Source organism: Deinococcus terrestris (genome assembly GCF_009377345.1).
In the GTDB taxonomy this organism is placed as follows: Bacteria; Deinococcota; Deinococci; order Deinococcales; family Deinococcaceae; genus Deinococcus; species Deinococcus terrestris.
Genome location: NZ_WBSL01000001.1, coordinates 357,131 through 374,278, shown reverse-complemented (window position 1 = coordinate 374,278; position 17,148 = coordinate 357,131). Strand labels below are relative to the sequence as shown.

20 protein-coding genes are annotated in these 17,148 nt (G+C 70.4%); 12 read left to right on the top strand and 8 right to left on the bottom strand.

The window, feature by feature from the left end; genetic code table 11:
* Positions 1–4: 4 nt before the first annotated feature.
* The 4 genes from argJ (at position 5) to F8S09_RS01940 (ending at position 2,553) form a co-directional block, all read left to right on the top strand.
* On the top strand, positions 5–1,168 hold the full coding sequence (argJ, locus tag F8S09_RS01950; protein ID WP_152868466.1) for a bifunctional glutamate N-acetyltransferase/amino-acid acetyltransferase ArgJ: 1,164 nt from the start codon (positions 5–7) through the stop codon (positions 1,166–1,168).
* Between the two features lie 65 nt (positions 1,169–1,233).
* Positions 1,234–1,986, top strand: a complete 753-nt coding sequence (locus F8S09_RS01945; protein ID WP_152868464.1) for a TspO/MBR family protein — start codon at positions 1,234–1,236, stop codon at positions 1,984–1,986.
* Between the two features lie 78 nt (positions 1,987–2,064).
* Complete coding sequence (locus F8S09_RS17850; RefSeq protein WP_227978430.1) at positions 2,065–2,244, top strand: hypothetical protein; 180 nt, start codon at positions 2,065–2,067, stop codon at positions 2,242–2,244.
* Positions 2,245–2,553, top strand: a complete 309-nt coding sequence (locus F8S09_RS01940) for a GNAT family N-acetyltransferase (RefSeq protein ID WP_322618435.1) — start codon at positions 2,245–2,247, stop codon at positions 2,551–2,553. It begins immediately after the preceding gene.
* Positions 2,554–2,565: 12 nt separating this feature from the next.
* Here F8S09_RS01940 and mnmA read toward each other — a convergent pair whose 3' ends face one another.
* Positions 2,566–3,705 carry a tRNA 2-thiouridine(34) synthase MnmA gene (gene mnmA / locus F8S09_RS01935; protein ID WP_152868462.1) on the bottom strand — a complete coding sequence of 380 codons (1,140 nt, stop codon included), beginning with the start codon at positions 3,703–3,705 and terminating at the stop codon, positions 2,566–2,568.
* A 433-nt stretch (positions 3,706–4,138) separates the two neighbouring features.
* On the opposite strand from mnmA, the gene F8S09_RS01930 reads away from it, so the two are divergent.
* The gene (locus F8S09_RS01930) at positions 4,139–5,110 is read left to right on the top strand and encodes an HD domain-containing phosphohydrolase (protein WP_152868460.1); all 972 of its coding nucleotides are present in this window, start codon (positions 4,139–4,141) and stop codon (positions 5,108–5,110) included.
* Here F8S09_RS01930 and F8S09_RS01925 read toward each other — a convergent pair.
* From F8S09_RS01925 to F8S09_RS01915, 3 genes are all read right to left on the bottom strand, one after another.
* Positions 5,096–5,830: a Crp/Fnr family transcriptional regulator gene (locus F8S09_RS01925; RefSeq protein WP_322618434.1), complete on the bottom strand. Its 735-nt coding sequence runs from the start codon at positions 5,828–5,830 to the stop codon at positions 5,096–5,098. The two genes, F8S09_RS01930 and F8S09_RS01925, sit on opposite strands and share 15 nt — an antisense overlap.
* 61 nt (positions 5,831–5,891) lie before the next feature.
* Positions 5,892–6,284 (bottom strand): hypothetical protein, encoded by a 393-nt coding sequence (locus F8S09_RS01920; RefSeq protein WP_152868458.1) that lies wholly within the window; start codon positions 6,282–6,284, stop codon positions 5,892–5,894.
* Positions 6,285–6,293: 9 nt separating this feature from the next.
* A complete protein-coding gene (locus F8S09_RS01915) occupies positions 6,294–6,530 on the bottom strand; it encodes a ferredoxin (protein ID WP_152868456.1) in 237 nt (78 codons plus the stop codon).
* 132 nt (positions 6,531–6,662) lie between these two features.
* On the opposite strand from F8S09_RS01915, the gene F8S09_RS01910 reads away from it, so the two are divergent.
* From F8S09_RS01910 to F8S09_RS01900, 3 genes are read left to right on the top strand one after another with little or no spacing between them, the layout of a single operon-like run.
* The gene (locus F8S09_RS01910; protein ID WP_152868454.1) at positions 6,663–7,361 is read left to right on the top strand and encodes a 5'-methylthioadenosine/adenosylhomocysteine nucleosidase; all 699 of its coding nucleotides are present in this window, start codon (positions 6,663–6,665) and stop codon (positions 7,359–7,361) included.
* Positions 7,358–7,729: a CidA/LrgA family protein gene (locus tag F8S09_RS01905; RefSeq protein WP_322618433.1), complete on the top strand. Its 372-nt coding sequence runs from the start codon at positions 7,358–7,360 to the stop codon at positions 7,727–7,729. Before F8S09_RS01910 ends, F8S09_RS01905 begins: the two co-directional genes overlap by 4 nt.
* 25 nt (positions 7,730–7,754) lie before the next feature.
* Positions 7,755–8,411, top strand: coding sequence for an LrgB family protein (locus F8S09_RS01900; RefSeq protein WP_322618432.1), 657 nt, complete (start codon positions 7,755–7,757; stop codon positions 8,409–8,411).
* Positions 8,412–8,414: 3 nt separating this feature from the next.
* Here F8S09_RS01900 and F8S09_RS01895 read toward each other — a convergent pair whose 3' ends face one another.
* Positions 8,415–9,140 (bottom strand): peptidylprolyl isomerase, encoded by a 726-nt coding sequence (locus F8S09_RS01895; RefSeq protein WP_194165186.1) that lies wholly within the window; start codon positions 9,138–9,140, stop codon positions 8,415–8,417.
* Between the two features lie 44 nt (positions 9,141–9,184).
* Complete coding sequence (locus F8S09_RS01890; protein ID WP_152868452.1) at positions 9,185–9,655, bottom strand: Lrp/AsnC family transcriptional regulator; 471 nt, start codon at positions 9,653–9,655, stop codon at positions 9,185–9,187.
* Positions 9,656–9,820: 165 nt separating this feature from the next.
* On the opposite strand from F8S09_RS01890, the gene ald reads away from it, so the two are divergent.
* From ald to F8S09_RS01875, 3 genes are all read left to right on the top strand, one after another.
* Complete coding sequence (gene ald / locus F8S09_RS01885) at positions 9,821–10,927, top strand: alanine dehydrogenase (RefSeq protein ID WP_152868450.1); 1,107 nt, start codon at positions 9,821–9,823, stop codon at positions 10,925–10,927.
* Between the two features lie 88 nt (positions 10,928–11,015).
* A complete protein-coding gene (locus F8S09_RS01880; protein ID WP_152868448.1) occupies positions 11,016–12,851 on the top strand; it encodes an ABC transporter ATP-binding protein in 1,836 nt (611 codons plus the stop codon).
* Between the two features lie 46 nt (positions 12,852–12,897).
* Positions 12,898–13,779, top strand: coding sequence for an aldo/keto reductase (locus F8S09_RS01875; protein WP_227978429.1), 882 nt, complete (start codon positions 12,898–12,900; stop codon positions 13,777–13,779).
* Positions 13,780–13,861: 82 nt separating this feature from the next.
* On the opposite strand, the gene murA is transcribed toward F8S09_RS01875, so the two are convergent.
* The gene (gene murA, locus F8S09_RS01870; RefSeq protein WP_152868444.1) at positions 13,862–15,145 is read right to left on the bottom strand and encodes a UDP-N-acetylglucosamine 1-carboxyvinyltransferase; all 1,284 of its coding nucleotides are present in this window, start codon (positions 15,143–15,145) and stop codon (positions 13,862–13,864) included.
* Positions 15,146–15,384: 239 nt separating this feature from the next.
* On the opposite strand from murA, the gene F8S09_RS01865 reads away from it, so the two are divergent.
* Entirely contained in the window at positions 15,385–15,612 is a 228-nt protein-coding gene (locus tag F8S09_RS01865; RefSeq protein ID WP_152868442.1) for a transcriptional regulator, read from the top strand.
* A gap of 468 nt (positions 15,613–16,080) precedes the next feature.
* Here F8S09_RS01865 and F8S09_RS01860 read toward each other — a convergent pair whose 3' ends face one another.
* Positions 16,081–17,034, bottom strand: a complete 954-nt coding sequence (locus F8S09_RS01860; RefSeq protein WP_152868441.1) for a C40 family peptidase — start codon at positions 17,032–17,034, stop codon at positions 16,081–16,083.
* Positions 17,035–17,148 lie beyond the last annotated feature (114 nt).

Sequence of the window (17,148 nt, the reverse complement as noted above, 5' to 3'; positions counted from 1 at the left end):
CCGCATGACAGCCTCCCCGCTCACCTTTCCCCAGGGCTTCCTCGCGGCGACTACGGCGGCGGGCATCAAGCCCAGCGGCCGGACCGACCTGAGCAGCGTGGTCAGCGACGCGGACTGCACGTGGGCCTACGCGGGGACCCGCAGCTCCGCCGCCGCCGCCTGCGTGACGCGGGGGCGCGAGCTGTACGCGGCGGGGCGGCCCGTGCGGGCGCTGGTGGTCAACGCGGGCAACGCCAACGCCGCCACCGGGCCGCAGGGCGAGGCCGACAACGCGGCGATGGCGGCGGAGCTGGCTGGGCATCTCGGGCTGGAGGCGGACGCGGTGCTCACGGCCTCGACCGGGATCATCGGGCACCCCCTGCCGATGGACCGGGTGCGGGAAGGGCTGACGCGGCTGCCCGGCGCCCTCGCGGACGAGGCCGGTTCCTTCGCCGCCGCCATCATGACGACCGACACTCGGCCCAAGACCGCCGAGGCGCGGCTGAGCACGGGCGCCCGAATTGTCGGCACCGCCAAGGGAAGCGGCATGATCCACCCCGACATGGCGACCATGTTCGCCTTCGCCTTCACGGACGCGCGGGTGGACGGGGAGGTGTTGCGGTCAGCTTTTCCCGCCATTGTGAACCGCACCTTCAATGCCGTGACCGTGGACGGCGACACCAGCACGAACGACATGGCGCTGGTCTTGGCGAACGGGCGGGCGGGCGAGGTGGACCCGGCCGAGTTCCTGACCGCGCTGGAGGGCGTGATGCGCGACCTCGCCCGGCAGATCGCGGCGGACGGGGAGGGGGCGACCAAGCTGCTCACCGTGCGCGTGTCGGGTGCCCGCACCGAGGCCGAAGCGCTGGCGGCTGCCCGCACCTGCTGCGTCAGCCCGCTGCTCAAGAGCGCAGTGCACGGCAACGACCCCAACTGGGGCCGGGTGATTATGGCCGTGGGGCGCAGCGGGGCGGCGGTGGACCTTCCTGAGATGACAGTGCGCGTGCAGGGCACCCCCGTCTTCGCGGGTCGGCCCCTGGCCTACGACGCGGCGGCGGTGAGCACCTCCATGCGGGCTGAGGAGGTCGTCTTCGAGGTGGGCCTCGGCGTGGGCGGGGCGAGCGGCGAGGCCTGGGGCTGCGACCTCAGCGCCGAGTACGTGAGCATCAACGCGGAATACACGACCTGAGTGGGGACTCAAGAACCGTCACTTCCCTGACAGGTTGATCTGGGGCCAACTGCTTAAGGTGGAGCATGACTGGACTCTCCCGCCAAGTGACGCTGCTGGCCGCTACGGTGCTGACGTTGGTCATGAACTACCTCAGCAACGCGCTGCCGCTCTTCGGCAATTCTAACGCGGAGGTCAGTGACGCGCTGCCCAACGCCTTTACCCCGGCGGGGCTGACCTTTGCCATCTGGGGCGTGATCTTCCTGGGGCTGCTGGTGTTCGCGGTCTACCAGGCGCTGCCCGCCCAGCGGGGACCCCGGCTCGACCGCCTGTTCTGGCCCTTCCTGCTGAGCAACCTGCTGAACGTGGGATGGTTGCTGGCCTTCCAGAGCCTGAATATTGGGCTCAGCGTCCTGATCATGCTGGGGCTGCTGGGCAGCCTGATCTGGTTGTACCTGAACGTGCGGGCCTTGCCCCCCCAGGGCGCCGAGGGGCTGACGCTGATGCTCCCGACCAGCCTCTACCTGGGCTGGGTCAGCGTGGCGACCATCGCCAACGTGACCGCGTGGCTGGTGAGCGAGGGCGTGACCTCGGGGCTGACGGGCCTGGGGGCCCCTGCGTGGTCGGCGGTGCTGGTCCTGATCGCGGCGGGCCTGGGGGCCTTTTTCCTGACCCGCTTCCGCGATTACGCCTACGCCGCCGTGCTGCTGTGGTCCTTTTACGGGGTCTACGCCGCCCGGCCGGACGTGACAGCGGTGGTGCTCGGGGTGGCGGTGGGCACCGTGCTGGTCGTGCTGGGGGCGGTCGCGGCGGCGCGGCGACCCCGCGCGGCGCTGTAAGAACGCGGGCGCCTGGGGCCGCCTCCCCCGTCCATCCGGCGGCTGCGCCCCAGCGGGAGACGTGCCAGGCTCCCCGACATGCTGACGCGTGAGGCCCGTCCCGACGATTTCGCCCGGCTCCGCCCGATGTTGCTGGACATGGGCTTTGTGGAGGACGAGGCCGCGCTGGAAGCCCGCTTCCCCGGATTTTGCGCCGCGCCTGACTCCCTGCTATTGGTGGCCGAGGGAGAGGACGGGGCACTGCTGGGGTATGCCTAGGTGCAGGAGTACGGCCCCCACCTGCGCTCGGGCAACTCGCACCGCACCGCAAAACTTAATGACCTCTACACGGTCGCGCGTGTCCGCCGCCAGGGAGTCGGACGGGCGTTGATGCAGGGGGTGGAAGCGTGGGCCCGGTCCCGCCCCCTGCGTTATGTCTTCTGGTACGCGAATCAGCGCGAGGCGGGGCTGGCCTATCAGGCCATGGGCCATCAGCCTGCTCCATCCGGTCAGGAGGGCTACGACTTCTACGAGATCGACCTGGGTGACCCGGCCCTGCGGCAGCCCCACCCCCTGCGCGGCTCGTAGGGGAAAGCCGCTTCAGCCCAGCGCTGGAAGCTCCCGCACGTGGTCCGCGATGAGGCCGCCCCCCAGCAGGCGCGGCCCCGCGTACAGCACCGCGCTCTGGCCGGGGGCAACCGCGAACTGCGGCTCGGCGAACTTCAGCTCGAAGCCGTGCTCGTCGGCGTGGACGACCGTGGCCCGCACCGGCTTGGTGCGGTAGCGCACCTGCACCTCCACTTCATCCGGCAACTCGGCGAGGTCGAGGAGATAGTTGGCGCCCTCGGCCCGCAGGCCGTCCCACAGGCAGTCCTCGTGGTCGCCCACCCACACAGTGTTCGTGGCCGGGTCGAGGTGAACGACGTACCGGACCCGGTGCGACTGGTACAGGCCCAAGCCCTTCTTTTGCCCCAGGGTATAGAACTGCGTGCCCAGGTGCTCGCCCACCACCTCGCCCGTGGCAATCTCGCGGATGGCGCCCCGACTTTGCGGCAATTGCTCGGCCACCCAGTCCTGCACCTTGCCGGGCACGAAGCAGATGTTCTGGCTCTCGGGCTTGCTGGCGGTCAGGAGGCCGCGCTCGGCGGCCAGCTCGCGCACGCGGGGCTTTTCCAGCTCGCCCACCGGAAAGAGAATGTGCGGCAGCGCGTCACGCGGGGTGCCCCACAGGAAGTAGGTCTGGTCCTTGCGGGGGTCGTCCCCCCGCCAGAACTCGACCTCGCCGCGCTCATTTTCCACCCGCTTCACGTAGTGCCCGGTGGCGACGTACTGGCAGCCCAGCATCCGCGCCTTTTTCACCAGTTCGTCGAACTTGACCTTGGTGTTGCAGTTCACGCAGGGGTTGGGCGTGCGGCCCCGCGCGTACTCGTCCACGAAGGGGCCGACGATGTGGCGCTGGAATTGCTCGCGGTAGTCCAGCAGGTAAAAGGGCACGCCGACCTGCTCGGCCACCCGGCGAGCCTCGAAGGCCGCGTCGGGCGAGCAGCAGGAGTCGAAGGTGTCCACGCGCTTGTCGTCGGGCCAGAAGCGCATCATCGCGCCGATGACCTGATAGCCCTGTTCCTTGAGCAGCGCCGCCGTCACGCTGGAATCCACCCCGCCCGACATCGCGCACAGCACGCGCGGGGCAGGGGCCGGGGTGGGGGGCGCAGGAACGGGTGTGGGTGCAGCCTGGGTCATACCGCCGGGGAGCCTAGCAGGTGCGGGGGCGGACAACCGTGAGGCCGGCGGGCAGAGGCCCAGTGCCCGTGCGCGTGCTGGGGATCACGGGTACCTCGCGGATGGGAACCTGCCCGGGTCTGGCGCCCCCTTAACAGGCACTGCGGCTGAACAGGCAGAACAACGGTTCAACCCGAGCGGGCCTGCACAGCGGCAGAGCAGCGCGAGCGGTAACACAACGGTGGCCGGGAGAGCAGTGCCCCTCTCGGCCCTGTCCGGGTCCGGCAACGGATGGGACGGAAACCGTATCACCCGGCAACGCAAGAAAGCGTGAAGCCATCCCCGGCCTCCGGTGTGGGGCGCAGACACGTGCAGGACGCGGCGCTGGGGGGGTAGACCCACACCGACGGCCGGGCTTGCCCAGAAGCCGTCCCACTCCGACAATGGCGGCCATATGTCCCCGGACACGTCCCTCGACCCCCTGCGCGAGCTGCACGCCAACCACGTCTACCTTCGCCTGCTCGACGGGATGCCGGTGATGCTGTGGACGGCCGACGCCGCCGGAGTCTGGCAGCACGTCAACCGCCGCTGGGCCGCCTACACCGGGCTGACCGGCGCGAGTGCGGGCTTCGGCTTCGAGGAAGCGCTGCACCCCGACGACCTCGCGCCCACGGTGGCGTGCTGGAAACGGGCCATCGCGCGGGGTGAGGACTACCGGGTCGAGTACCGGGTACGTCGCCACGACGGCACCTACCGCTGGTTTCTGACCCAGGGGGTGCGGGTGAGGGGCGCCCAGGGGCAGGACTTCGCCTGGGTGGGCACTTGCACCGACATCGAGCACCAGAAGCGGGCCGAGGAGGAGGCCCTGGCGACCCGCGAGGCGGCGCTGCGGGCGCTGGGGCTCACGCTGGAGGCCCGCGACCGCGAAACCCAGGGCCACACCGACCGGGTGATGACCCACGCGGCGCGGCTGGGCGCCGCCCTGGGCCTCGGCCCCGAGGAGCGGGCGGCCCTGCGGCTGGGCGCCTACCTCCACGACCTCGGCAAGGTGGCGATTCCCGACCGGGTGCTGCTCAAGCCGGGCCGCCTCACCCCGGAGGAGCGCCGCGAGATGGAGGTCCACTCGGCCGAGGGCGAGCGGCTGGCCGGGGCGCTGGGCTTCGTGCCGCCCGCCGCGCTGCAGCTCGTGCGGCACCACCACGAGCGCTGGGACGGCAGCGGCTACCCCGACGGCCTCGCCGGGGAGGAAATCCCGCCCCTGGCACGGATCTTTGCCGTGATTGACGTGTATGACGCCCTGGTCAGCGAGCGCCCCTACAAGCGGGCCTGGACCCGCGAGGAGGCGCGGGCCGAGTTGCGGGCGCAGGCCGGGCGGCAGCTCGACCCCCGCGTGGTCGAGGCGTTCCTGGGACTACCGGGGGTCTGAGGCCCTCCCCTCTCCCCCCGTGCGTCCCGCCAGCCGCTCCAGCTCGGGGCGGTCGAGGACCCGCACCCGGCGCCGCTCGAGCTGAATCAGACCCAGGCGGTAGAACTCACCCAGCTTGCGGCTGACCAGTTCGGGCACGGTGCCCAGCAGCGCGGCAAGGTCGCTGTTGGTGGGCAGGGCGTGGGGGTCGTCGGCGGCGTGTTCCAGGAGGTAGGCCGCCAGCCGCTCCCCGAGTTCGCTGAACACCAGCCCCTCCAGCCGGGCGAGCAGTTCAGCCTGCCGCCGGGCCAGCGCCGCGATGACGGCCGCCGCCAGCGCCGGGGTCCCGAACACCTGCTCGCGGACGGCGGCGGCGGGCAGACACAGCACCTCGGTGGGGGTCTGCAGGGCGACGGCGTGCGCGGGGGCGGGGTCGCTGCCGCCCAAGACTCCGACGCCCGCGACCAGTTGGCGCGGTCCCTCCACATGCAGGGTCAGCTCGCGGGTTCCCCCGCGCACCACCCGGTAGACCCGCACGCTGCCGCTGCTGACGAGAAAGAGGGTGTCCAGCGCGTCCCCGGCCCGGAACAGAACCTCGCCGCGCCGCAGGGTCCGGAAGGTCCCCAGCGCGGCCAGCGGCTGCAAGTCGGCGGGCGAGGCCCCCCTAAAGACGGGCGAGCGGCTCAGCAATTCCAGGGCGCGGGCAGGGTCGGCCGGATTCAGAGCAGTTGGAGTCGGCACGTGCCCCGATGCTGCCACAGCGGGAGGCACCGACCCTCCAGCGCCCCACCAAATACGGCGCTCAGGCCAGCACCGCCGCCCCGCACAGGCCCACGCTCGCCGCGAGGGTCAGGTTCGTGATCCACGCCGGAGGCCGTGTCTCGGCCTGCCCGCGCCGCACGTGCAGCGCGACCAGCCCGCCGATCAGCACCAACAGGCCCAGTTCCAGCCAGAGTGCGGCCCGGAAACCGGAGGTCAGCCCCAGGGCCAGGACCACGGCGAACAGGGCCGCCGTCAGCAGGCCATTGACCCGCGCGTAGTGCCGCCCCACCGCGCGGCGGTGCCCGGTGCGGGCCTCGTGGTCGGGAAACAACTCGGTGAAGGCGGGGCTGACCACGAAGGTCGTGAACAGGTACATGCCCACCCACATCCCCACTAGGAGGATGTTCAGACCGGAGAGCAGCGCCATATCCATAGGCACAGCTCAGAGCCCGAAGAAGACGCGGTTTTTGACGATGAACTCGGTTTCCCCGGCGGGCACGTCTTCTTCGGGGAAGATGGCGCTGACCGGGCAGGCGGGCACGCACGCACCACAGTCGATGCACTCGTCGGGGTGAATGAGGAACTGGTCGCCGCCGTCGTAGATGCACTCCACCGGGCAGACCTCGGTGCAGGCCTGGTCCTTGACGCCGATGCAGGAGCTGACAATCACGTGAGGCATACGGGCAGGATGGCAGGGAGGGGCGGGCGGAGACCATGACCTGGGTCAAGGGGAAGTGGGATCTGGGCGGCCCCGAGATCGTCCGGCCCCCACAAGGTCAACCCCTCGCCCTCAAGCCCTAACATGGCCCCCATGCTCGCCATTCTCGGTGCCATGGACGAAGAAATTGAATTGCTCAGGGCGGACCTCCAGGACGCTGAAACCCTGACGCCCCCCGGCGTGACCCTCTACCGGGGCGTGCTGGACGGCGTGCCCGTTCTCCTCGCCAGGAGCGGCATCGGCAAGGTGAACGCGGCGATGACGGCCACGCACCTGCTGAACGCCGGGGCCACCCGCGTGATTTTCACCGGGGTCGCGGGCGGCGTGCACCCCGAGCTGCGGGTGGGCGACCTCGTGGTGAGCACCGACCTCGTGCAGCACGACGTGGACGTGACGGCGCTGGACTACCCGCTGGGGACCGTGCCCGGCGAAACGGCCGCGTGGCAGGCCGACTCCGAACTGCGCGAGGTCGCGCTGGCCGCCGCCCGCGAGGTGGAAGGCGTGGGCGTGCTGGAGGGCCGGGTGGCGAGCGGCGACCAGTTCATCGCCTCACGCGAGGGGGTGGGGCGGCTGTGGACGGGCTTCGGGGCCGCCTGCGCCGAGATGGAGGGGGCGGCAGTCGCGCAGGTGTGCGCCAAGGCGGGCGTGCCCTTCGTGGTCATCCGCTCGGTGAGCGACACCGCCGACCACGACGCGCAGGTGGACTACCGCACCTTCATGCCGCTGGTGGCCCGGCACGCCAAACAGGTCGTGCGCGGCATGCTCGCCCGACTCGGAGCCGCCCAGGGGTGACCTCGGCCGCGCCGATTCTCTCGCCCCCGGTGCGCGTCGTGCTGGGGCTGGGGCTGCTGACGGCCTTTGCTGCGCTGGGGACGGCCCTGGTGACGTGGCTGGGCTGGCCGCTGCCGGGCTCGGTGGTGGGGATGGCCCTGCTGTGGGCGGCCCTGTCGCTGGGGGTGGTGCGGCTCTCGTGGCTGGAGGCCGCCGCCGACGGGCTGCTGGGCATCCTGGGGTTGCTGTTCGTGCCCGCCACGGTGGGCTTTATCGAGTTCCTGTCGGCGGGGGCCGAGTGGGGCCTGTGGCTGCTCGTGATGCTGGCGGGGCTGCTGCTGGGCGCGGGAACGGCGGGGCTGGTGGCGGGGCGGCTGGTGCGCGGGTGAGGGGCCGTCCGTGGAGGGGCGCCGCGTGACCTGGGTCGCCCTCACCCTGCTCGCCTTCGCCCTGGGGGTGGCCGCGCAGTGGCGGGTGCGGCATCCGCTCGTCAATCCGACGCTGGTGGCGACGGTGATCGTGGCCGGGGGACTGCTCGTGACCGCGACCCCCTACCGGGACTACACGGCGGAGGTGCGGCCCCTCTCCTTCCTGCTCGGTCCGGCGGTGGTGGCGCTGGCGGTGCCGCTTTACCGGCTGCGGGCGCTGCTGGCGCGGGAGTGGCGGGCGCTGGGGCTGGGCGGCGTGGCGGGCACGCTGGTGGGCATGGGGGCGGACGCCGCGCTGCCCCGACTGCTGGGGCTGGACCCGGCGGCGCGGGCTGCCCTGTTGACGGCCCCGGCGACCAGCCCGGTGGCCCTGCAACTCGCGGCCTTCACGGGCGCCCCGTCCACGCTGGCGGCCACCCTCGCCGTGCTCTCAGGGTTGGTGGGGGCGCTGGTGCTTCCCCCCATGCTGACCCGGCTGGGCGTGCGCCATCCCCTGGCGCGGGGCATCGCTATCGGCAGCGTGGCGCATGGGGTGGGCACCGCCCGTGCCCGCGAGGAGGGAGAGACGACAGGCGCGGCCAGCTCCATCGGAATGGGCCTGGCCGCGCTGGTGGTCACGCTGGTGGTGGCGCTGCTGGGGTAAGCCTCAGCGCGAGACGAGAATCTGCACGCTCTGGATGAGGTCGGGCTGGGCGCCGGGAATGGGCACCTCGCCGTTCGGGGTGGCCGTGCGGGTGAGGCGCTGCAAGGTGTCCAGCCCGGAGACGACCTGCCCAAAGACCGTGTATCCGCCGCTCAGGAAGTCGGCCGGAGCCAGCGTGATGAAAAACTGGCTGCCCTGCGAGTCCAGGCTGGCGGCGCGGGCCATGCCCAGCACGCCCGCGCGGTCAAAGCGCAGACCGTTGCCCACCTCCGCCCGGAAGTTGTAGCCGGGGCCGCCCGTACCCCAGCGGGCGCGGAGGGCCGGGTCCGTGCTCTGAGGGTCGCCGCCCTGGGCCATAAAGCCTTCAATGACGCGGTGAAAGCGCGTGCCGTCGTAGAAGCCATTCAGCGCGAGGAACACGAAGTTGTTCACAGCGACCGGAGCCTGCTTCGCATACAGCTCCAGCGTGATCGGCCCCTTGGTCGTGTTCAGCACCGCCCGGTAGGTCCGTGCCGGGTCGGTGACCTGGGCGGCGGAGGGGAAGGTAGTAACTCGGGTAGCACTCAGAGGCTGAACCGGAACGAAGGTCGGGGTCGCGGGGGCGGGCGCAGGAGCCGTGGGCTGCGGGGCGGAAGCCTGGGGCTGAGTGGCGGGCGCACACGCCATCAGGCCGAGGCTCAAGGAAGCCAGCAAGGTAGGTGCCGCACGGCGGAAGGCAGGTGAGGACATGGACGCAGTATGTCAGAGCCTTCTCCCGCAGCCTCCCCCCGCCCCTACTCCACCGCCAGCCCCGTCGTGTACTTCTCTCCCTTCACCACGATGGTGCTCGCCGTGTTCCGCACGCCGGGAATGGCCGCGAGCACGTCCACCAGAAAGGTCTGGTAGCTGTCCAGGTCGGGCACGACCACCTTGAGCAGGTAGTCGGTGTCCCCCAGGCAGAGGTAACACTCCAGCACCTCGGGCCGCCCGCGCATCCGCTCGGCGAAGGTTTCGAAGCCCTGCTTGGTCTGCTTGTCCAGCGTGACCCTCACGAAGACCATCAGGTCGCGCCCCACCCGCTTGGGGTCGAGCAGGGCCACGTAGCGGCTGATGATGCCTTCCTCCTCTAAGCGCCGCACCCGCCGCAGGGTGGGGGCCGGGGTCAGGCCGATCTCGTCGGCCAGTTCGGTGTTGGGGATGCGGGCGTCGCGCTGGAGAATGGTCAGGATGCGGCGGTCGGTGGCGTCGAGGTCCGGCTTTGACATGAATGCCCATAAGGTAGCAGGCTTGACGCAACCCCGTTGCGCCGATACGTTTCCAGTTAGACCTGCGGGCAATCGGACGCGCCGGGCCTCCTGCTAGCATTGCGCCACTTCAGCATCATGGCAGGCGGGCGGCCCCGGCGGGGTGCGCGGCCCCGCGGAGGAACTATGAAGATCGGACTCCCCAAGGAAATCAAGGTCAAGGAAAACCGCGTGGCGCTGACGCCCGGCGGCGTGGCGACGCTGGTGCGCCGGGGCCACTCGGTCACGGTCGAGCGCGGTGCGGGCGTGGGCAGCGGCATCGCGGACGGCGAATACGAGGCGGCGGGCGCGACCCTGGGCAGCGCTGCTGACGCCTGGGCTGCCGAGATGGTCGTCAAGGTCAAGGAGCCTATCGAGCGTGAATATGGCTACCTGCGCGACGACCTGCTGCTGTTCACCTACCTGCACCTCGCCGCCGACCGCCCACTGACCGACGCGCTGCTGTCCTCAGGGACGACGGGCGTGGCCTACGAGACGGTGCAGCTCGACGACGGCAGCCTGCCCCTGCTGACCCCGATGTCGGAAGTCGCCGGGCGCCTGAGCGTGCAGGCGGGCGCCTACCACCTCCAGAAGCCAGTGGGCGGGCGCGGGGTGTTGCTGGGCGGCGTGCCCGGCGTGCAGCCCGGCCACGTGACCATCATCGGCGGCGGCGTGGTGGGCACCAACGCGGCCAAGATGGCGATGGGCCTGGGGGCCAAGGTCACCATCCTCGACGTGTCGCAGCGGCGCCTGGCCTACCTCGACGACGTGTTCTTCGGGCGCCTGACCACCATGATGAGCAGCGAGGCCAACATCCGTGCCCTGCTGCCCGACACCGACCTCCTGATCGGTGCGGTGCTGATTCCCGGCGCCAAGGCCCCGCACCTCGTCACCCGCGACATGCTGGCCCTGATGCCCGAGGGCAGCGTCATCGTGGACGTGGCGGTGGACCAGGGCGGCTGCGTGGAGACCATCCACCCGACCACCCACGACGACCCCACCTACGTGGTCGACGGCGTGATTCACTACGGCGTGGCGAACATGCCGGGCGCTGTGCCGCGCACGAGCACCTTCGCCCTCACCAACCAGACCATGCCCTACGTCCTGCAACTCGCCGAGCAGGGCGTCTCGGCCCTTTCGCGCAACAAGGCGCTGCGTCTGGGCCTGAACACCCACGCGGGCAAGCTGACCTACCAGGGGGTCGCGGAGGCTTTCGAGCTGGCCTTCGACGAGCCGGAGGCCGTGCTGGCATAAGCCGGAGGCTGGAGGGGGGTGGCGGACTCGCGGACGTGCGGGGCCGCCGCTTCCGTTGTGGTCCCCCGCCATGCCGTACCCTGGCCCCATGTTGTCCCGCCGCCGCCCGGCCTCCGCCCCCGCGACCCCCGCCCCGGCGCGTCCGCCGCGTGACCCCCGGCAACTGCGGCGGGTGCTGGCCTACGCACGGCCCTACCGGGGGCTGCTGGTCTTCGGGCTCCTCGCCACGCTGATCTCCAGCGGGCTGAACCTGATTTTCCCGCTGCTGTTCGGGCGGCTGATTGACGCCTCCTTCCTGCGGGTGGGGGCGACCGACACCGGGCCGCTGGACCGCACGGTGCTCGCGCTGTTGGGCATCTTCGCGCTGTCGTCGCTGTTCGGGGCCGCGCAGTCGTACCTGCTGGCGAAGGTGGGGGCAGGGGTGGTGGCGGATTTGCGCCGCAGCCTCTTTTCGCACCTGATGACGCTCTCACCGCGTTTTTTTGCCGAGCACCGCACGGGCGAACTCACCAGCCGACTCACGGCGGACGTGGGCACGGTCCAGGCCGTGACCAGCACGGCGCTCGCGCAGGCGGCGGCACTCACCTTCAACATCGTGGGTTCCACGACCCTACTGGTGGTCACCAGTCCCCGGCTGAGTCTGCTCACGCTGGCGGTGATTCCGCTGGTGATCGGCACGGCCATCGTGATCGGGCGGCGCATCCGCACAGTCAGCCGCGAGGTGCAAGACCGCGTGGCCGAGGCCAACGCCAGCGCCGAGGAGGCGATCAGCGGGGTGCGGGTGGTGCAGAGCTTCACCGCCGAGGACACGGAACGCGGGCGCTACGGGCAGGGCGTGCTGGCGTCCTTCCTCGCCTCGCTGCGGCGGGCACGGCTGCAAGCCCTGATGGGCGGCGTGATGAGCTTCCTGACCTTCGCCTCGCTCGCGCTGGTGCTGTGGTACGGCGGGCGGCTGGTCATGGGGGGGGATCTCAGCCCCGGCGGACTGGTCACCTTCCTGATCTACGCCCTTCAGGTCGGCGCCACCGTCGCGGCGATGTCGGGGCTGTTCAGCCAGTTTCAGGAGGCGCTGGGAGCCTCGGGGCGCATCTTCGAGCTGCTCGACGAGCGCAGCGACCTGCCCGAACCCGCCCGCCCGCTCCCCCTGGCCCGCGCCGAGGGCCGGGTGAGCTTCGAGCGTGTCAGCTTCAGCTACGGCGACGCGCCCGTGCTGCACGACCTGAGCTTCGACGTGCCCGCCGGACAGGTCGTGGCGCTGGTGGGACCGAGTGGGGCAGGCAAGACCACGCTGGTGAGCCTGATTCCGCGCTTCTGGGACGTGACGGGCGGAACGCTGCGGGTGGACGGCGAGGACGTGCGGGCCTACGCGCTGGCCGACCTGCGGGCACAGGTGGGGCTGGTGCCGCAAGAAACCCTGCTCTTTTCGGGGTCTATCGAGGAGAACATCCGCTACGGCCGCCCCGACGCCTCGCCGGAGGAGGTTGAGGCCGCCGCCCGCGCCGCGAACGCGCACGGCTTCATCACCGCGCTGCCGCAGGGGTACGCCACCGTGGTGGGTGAGCGCGGCGTGCGCCTCAGCGGCGGCCAGCGCCAGCGGGTCGCCATCGCCCGCGCCCTGCTGAAAGACCCGCGCATCCTGATTCTCGACGAGGCCACCTCCGCCCTCGACAATGAGTCCGAGGCGCTGGTGCAACAGGCGCTGGAAACGCTGATGCGGGGCCGCACCACCTTCGTGATCGCCCACCGCCTCTCCACGGTCCGCAACGCCGACCGCATCTTGGTGATGGAGGGGGGCCGGACCGTGCAAGACGGCCCGCACGCGGAGTTGATGGCCGCAGGCGGCCTGTACCGCGACCTGTACGAACTCCAGTTCCGCAAGGAGCAGGAGGAGCGGGCCGAACTGGTGCCCGGCATGGGGGGCTAACGGTCAAGGGCGGCGCGAAGCCCGCCATCAGCATATGCTCCGCTGCATGAAGCAGCGCGAGTTTGGCAAGACGGGCCTCCGAGTTAGCGTCCTGGGGCTGGGAGCAGGGCAGGTCGGCGCGGAGAGTTTGGATGACCGGGAGGCCGGTCGCCTCCTGAACCGGGCGCTCGACCTCGGCGTCACCCTGATCGACACCGCGCGGGGCTATGGCCTGAGCGAGGAGCGCGTCGGGCGCCACCTCGCCGGGCGACGGGACGAGTTCGTCCTGAGCACCAAGGGCGGCTACGGGGTGGAAGGCGTGGAGGACTGGACGCCAGGAGCCATCCGCCACGGCATCGAGCGGGCCTTACGGACGATGCGGACCGACCGGATCGACCTCTTTCACCTGCACTCGTGCCCGCTGGGCACCCTGCGGCGCGAGGACCTACTGGCCGAACTCGACCGGGCGCGGGAGGCAGGTTTGATCCGGGTGGCGGCCTACAGTGGCGAGAACGAGGCGCTGGCGTGGGTAGCGGAGTCCGGACGCTTCGGGAGCGTCGAGACGAGCGTAAATGTGGCCGACCAGTGGAGCCTCCACCACGTCCTGCCGGAAGCGGCGGCGCGGGGCCTGGGGGTGATTGCCAAACGGCCCATCGCCAACGCCGCGTGGCAGTTCACCGAGCGCCCGGTCGGCCAGTACGCCGAGGTCTACTGGGAGCGGCTGCGGGCGCTGCGCCTGGATCCCGGCGGGTTGGAGTGGGATGAATTCGCCCTACGCTTCTCAGCCTTCGCGCCTGGAGTGTCCAGCGCCATCGTGGGCACAGCGCGTGTGGAGAATCTGGAACGCAACGCCGCCATCGTCGAGCGCGGCCCCTTGCCCGCTGACCTTCTGGCACAGATCGGGGCGGCCTGGACAGAACACGGCGGCGAGTGGGGCGGGGAGGTCTAGCGGGAGCGGTCAGAGTCCAACAGAGACCCAGAGAACGGCGCCCACCCGCAACCGCGAGGTGGGCGCCGTTCCTGCTTCTGGCTCAGTCCATCGCGCTCGCCAGCATGGGCTGGGGCTGCCAGGCCTGCACGCCGATACCCCGCAGCCGCTCGGCGAGGCGCTCGTAGCCCCGGTTGAGGTACTGCACGCCGTCGATGACCGTCTCGCCCTCGCAGGTCATTGCGGCGATGAAGAGGGCAGCCCCAGCACGGAGGTCGGCGGCCTTGACGGGCGCGGCATGCAGCGGCCCGCCCTGGATCACCTGGGTATACCCGCTCACGGTGATGTTGGCGCCCATGCGGTGCAGCTCGGCCACGTGGGTGAGGCGGTCAGGGTACACCGGGTCCTGCACCACACTGGTGCCCGGCACGGTGGCGAGCAGGGCGCTCATCTGCGGCTGCACGTCGGTGGGAAAGCCGGGGTAGCTCTGGGTGGTGAGGTTGACGGGCCGCAGCTCACGGCCCCGGGCGTCCACGATCAGGGAGTCGCCCGACTCCAGAATGTCCACGCCCATCTCGCTGAGCTTGGCGCTCACGGCCCGCAGGTGGTCGGGGCGCACGTTGGTCAGCGTGAGGCGGCTGCGGGTGGCGGCAGCGGCGATCATGAAGGTCCCGGCCTCAATGCGGTCGGGAATCACCGTGTACTCGCCCCCGCGCAGGGCGGGCACGCCCCGGACCGTCAGCGTGTTGGTGCCTGCCCCCTCAATCTGGGCACCCAGCGCGTTCAGGAAATGCACCAGGTCCACCACGTCGGTGTCGATGCTGGCATTCTCCAGCGTGACCACGCCGTCCCCCAGCACCGAGGCCAGCAGCGCGTTGTGGGTGCCGCCCACCGTCAGCATCTCGAAGACGAAGGTGCCCGAGAGGCTCCCGGCCCGCGTCGCCGCGAAGTCGCCGCCCTCCTCGGTGAGGTGCGCCCCCAGCGCCCGCAGCGCCTTGACATGCTGATCAACCGGGCGCGGTCCCCACGCGCACCCGCCGGGCATGGACACGGTGGCCTCCCCCGCCCGCGCCAGGATTGCCCCCAGCACGATGAAGCTGGCCCGCATCTTGGACACCAGCGCATAGGGCGCGTGGGTGCTGAGAATTTCGGGGGTGTGCAGGGTCAGGCTGTTGGGGCCGGTCCAGGCCGCCCGCGTGCCCAGGTGCGCCATGAGTTCCAGAATGGTGTCCACGTCCGACAGCCGGGGAATGCCGTGCAGGGTGATGGGCTCGCGGCTCAGCAGGCTCGCCACGATGATGGGCAGCGCCGCATTCTTGCTGTGCTGGATGGCGATTTCGCCGGACAGGTCCCGGCCTCCTACGAGGTGCAGCGGCGTCAGATCCATGAGGTCATTCCTTTCGGGCACGGGCGCGGGAGCCCGGAGGTCGGTATGGGCAGCAGATCCGGCAAAACGCCGGAAGACGGGTGCATCTTACACATGATGCTCTCGGGACGTCTACGCCACCTGTATCTCCAGGGCGGATGATGTTGAGGTGTCTTATCATGCGTGCTACGCTGCCCGCGCACACTTCCGCCCGAGCCCGTGGCCGGGCGCGGACCCGGTGGAGAGGACAGAAGAGGACCATGCCCAAAAAGGAACGCAAACGCCTCCAAGTCGTGATCAGCGAGGAGCAGGACGCCCTGCTCACCCGCACGGCCTACGAACTCTCCAGCCCCGAGCGCCTGATCAGCAAGAGCGAAGTCGTCCGTCTCGCCATCGAGCGGATCGCCCGAGAACTCGGCGAGGGCGAACATGTCGACGAGTACCGCAACCTGCTGGCCGATGAGAACGTGGCCGACGATAAGGTTTAGCACAGCTCCCACCTGAACAGGGAGGGCAGAACGGTAAGTCCCGACTGAACTCGTCGAGCGGCGCCAGCAGGGAGAGCAGGAACAGGGGTGACGGAGAGGCGGGGAAGCGCCGCCGCGAAGCGGACTGCCGCAACGGATGCTCCCGAGTCCCTATGACCAACGGCGCGGACAGCTTCATAACTCTCCGGGATTCACCGTGCTGGAACGGCGGTGCCGCCTTCCCTCCTCTCCTGCGGAGCTGTGTCAGTTCCCGGCGAGGGTGGAAGGCCTTTTTGCGTTCTCCCTGCGGTTCTCTGATCGCGCCACGCTGGGAGGGTGCAGCACCAGAATCGTCCCCACCATTGAGAACACCCCATTCAGGCCGAAGGCAGCCTCCTCGGCTCCTTCGGGTAGGAGGCACTGGCGGGGCAAACAAAAAAGCGGAGCCCCTGGGAGCTCTCCAGGGGCTGGTGCCGTGCTTCCCGCCCGTCAACGGGCGCGGGCCGAGCCGTACATCAAGGGCGGCAGCACCCGGCGGGCGCCCATCAGCTTGGGTTCCCAGTAGGGGTCACCCTGCAAGCGGTCGACCGCGACCTGCTTGCGGTAGGAATTGGCGTTGACAAACTGGTTCTCGCCCAGGTAGATGCCCACGTGGGTGACCTCGCCGCGCCCGACCGTGTCGAAAAAGACGAGGTCCCCGGCCTGGAGGTCCCCAACCTCGACCGGCTGGCCAACCCGCGCCTGGGCAGCGCTGGTGCGCGGCAGATCCATGCCCAGCGGCGCAAACACCTGCAGCACGAACCCGCTGCAATCCAGCCCGCTGCGGCTGGTGCCGCCGTAAACGTAGGGCACCCCCAGCAGCGCCATCGCCGTGCCGCGCCAGTCGTCATCGGTCGCAGAAGGGCTGGCAGGAACGCTGGGGAACGCAGCAGGAGCGGGAAGCACGGGCAGCGACTGCGCCAGCACGCGCGGCGCGGCCACCGGAGCGGCACCCGGAATCTGGAGAACCTGCCCGATTTCCAACACCGCCGCTGGGGGCAGATGATTCGCCGCCAGCAGCGCGTCCACGCTCAGGCCATACTGCCGGGAGATGCCGTACAGCGTTTCCTTGGGCTGCACCGTGTGCGACGCGGCAGCCGCCCGCACCCGCAGCACCTGACCGACCTGAAGGTCCGGGGTGTTCAGCCCGTTCAGTGCCAGCAACTCATCCACCTTCAGGCCGTGCGCCCGCGCGAGGCTGTAGGCCGTGTCGCCCTTTTGCACCGTCACTACGCCGCCAGAAATGGCGCTGCCCGGAAGCGCTGGGCTTACCGGGCTGGCGGAGGTGGTGTTGGTGGTGGCGGCGAGCGCCGGAGCGAGGCCCCCGGACAGGCTCAGGGTAGCGAACACTAGGGCGGCGCGAACGGCGGGCAGGCGCGATGCAGGCAGGGCAGGTGCAGGCATGGGGAGGCTCACAGGGCGCGAAAGACAGTAAGGCGGCGCAGTCAGCAAGGCGCGGACTGAATGGGGCGAGCATGAGAACCGCCCGAAGAAATTTGAAACAGGCGCACTGTACCA

What these genes read in the sequence shown, in the direction of transcription:
- argJ (WP_152868466.1), top strand. Translation starts at nt 5, where the DNA reads ATGACAGCCTCCCCGCTCACCTTTCCCCAGGGCTTCCTCGCGGCGACT.
- F8S09_RS01945 (WP_152868464.1), top strand. Translation starts at nt 1,234, where the DNA reads ATGACTGGACTCTCCCGCCAAGTGACGCTGCTGGCCGCTACGGTGCTG.
- F8S09_RS17850 (WP_227978430.1), top strand. Translation starts at nt 2,065, where the DNA reads ATGCTGACGCGTGAGGCCCGTCCCGACGATTTCGCCCGGCTCCGCCCG.
- mnmA (WP_152868462.1), bottom strand. Translation starts at nt 3,705, where the DNA reads ATGACCCAGGCTGCACCCACACCCGTTCCTGCGCCCCCCACCCCGGCC.
- F8S09_RS01930 (WP_152868460.1), top strand. Translation starts at nt 4,139, where the DNA reads ATGTCCCCGGACACGTCCCTCGACCCCCTGCGCGAGCTGCACGCCAAC.
- F8S09_RS01920 (WP_152868458.1), bottom strand. Translation starts at nt 6,284, where the DNA reads ATGGATATGGCGCTGCTCTCCGGTCTGAACATCCTCCTAGTGGGGATG.
- F8S09_RS01915 (WP_152868456.1), bottom strand. Translation starts at nt 6,530, where the DNA reads ATGCCTCACGTGATTGTCAGCTCCTGCATCGGCGTCAAGGACCAGGCC.
- F8S09_RS01910 (WP_152868454.1), top strand. Translation starts at nt 6,663, where the DNA reads ATGCTCGCCATTCTCGGTGCCATGGACGAAGAAATTGAATTGCTCAGG.
- F8S09_RS01895 (WP_194165186.1), bottom strand. Translation starts at nt 9,140, where the DNA reads ATGTCCTCACCTGCCTTCCGCCGTGCGGCACCTACCTTGCTGGCTTCC.
- F8S09_RS01890 (WP_152868452.1), bottom strand. Translation starts at nt 9,655, where the DNA reads ATGTCAAAGCCGGACCTCGACGCCACCGACCGCCGCATCCTGACCATT.
- ald (WP_152868450.1), top strand. Translation starts at nt 9,821, where the DNA reads ATGAAGATCGGACTCCCCAAGGAAATCAAGGTCAAGGAAAACCGCGTG.
- F8S09_RS01880 (WP_152868448.1), top strand. Translation starts at nt 11,016, where the DNA reads ATGTTGTCCCGCCGCCGCCCGGCCTCCGCCCCCGCGACCCCCGCCCCG.
- F8S09_RS01875 (WP_227978429.1), top strand. Translation starts at nt 12,898, where the DNA reads ATGAAGCAGCGCGAGTTTGGCAAGACGGGCCTCCGAGTTAGCGTCCTG.
- murA (WP_152868444.1), bottom strand. Translation starts at nt 15,145, where the DNA reads ATGGATCTGACGCCGCTGCACCTCGTAGGAGGCCGGGACCTGTCCGGC.
- F8S09_RS01865 (WP_152868442.1), top strand. Translation starts at nt 15,385, where the DNA reads ATGCCCAAAAAGGAACGCAAACGCCTCCAAGTCGTGATCAGCGAGGAG.
- F8S09_RS01860 (WP_152868441.1), bottom strand. Translation starts at nt 17,034, where the DNA reads ATGCCTGCACCTGCCCTGCCTGCATCGCGCCTGCCCGCCGTTCGCGCC.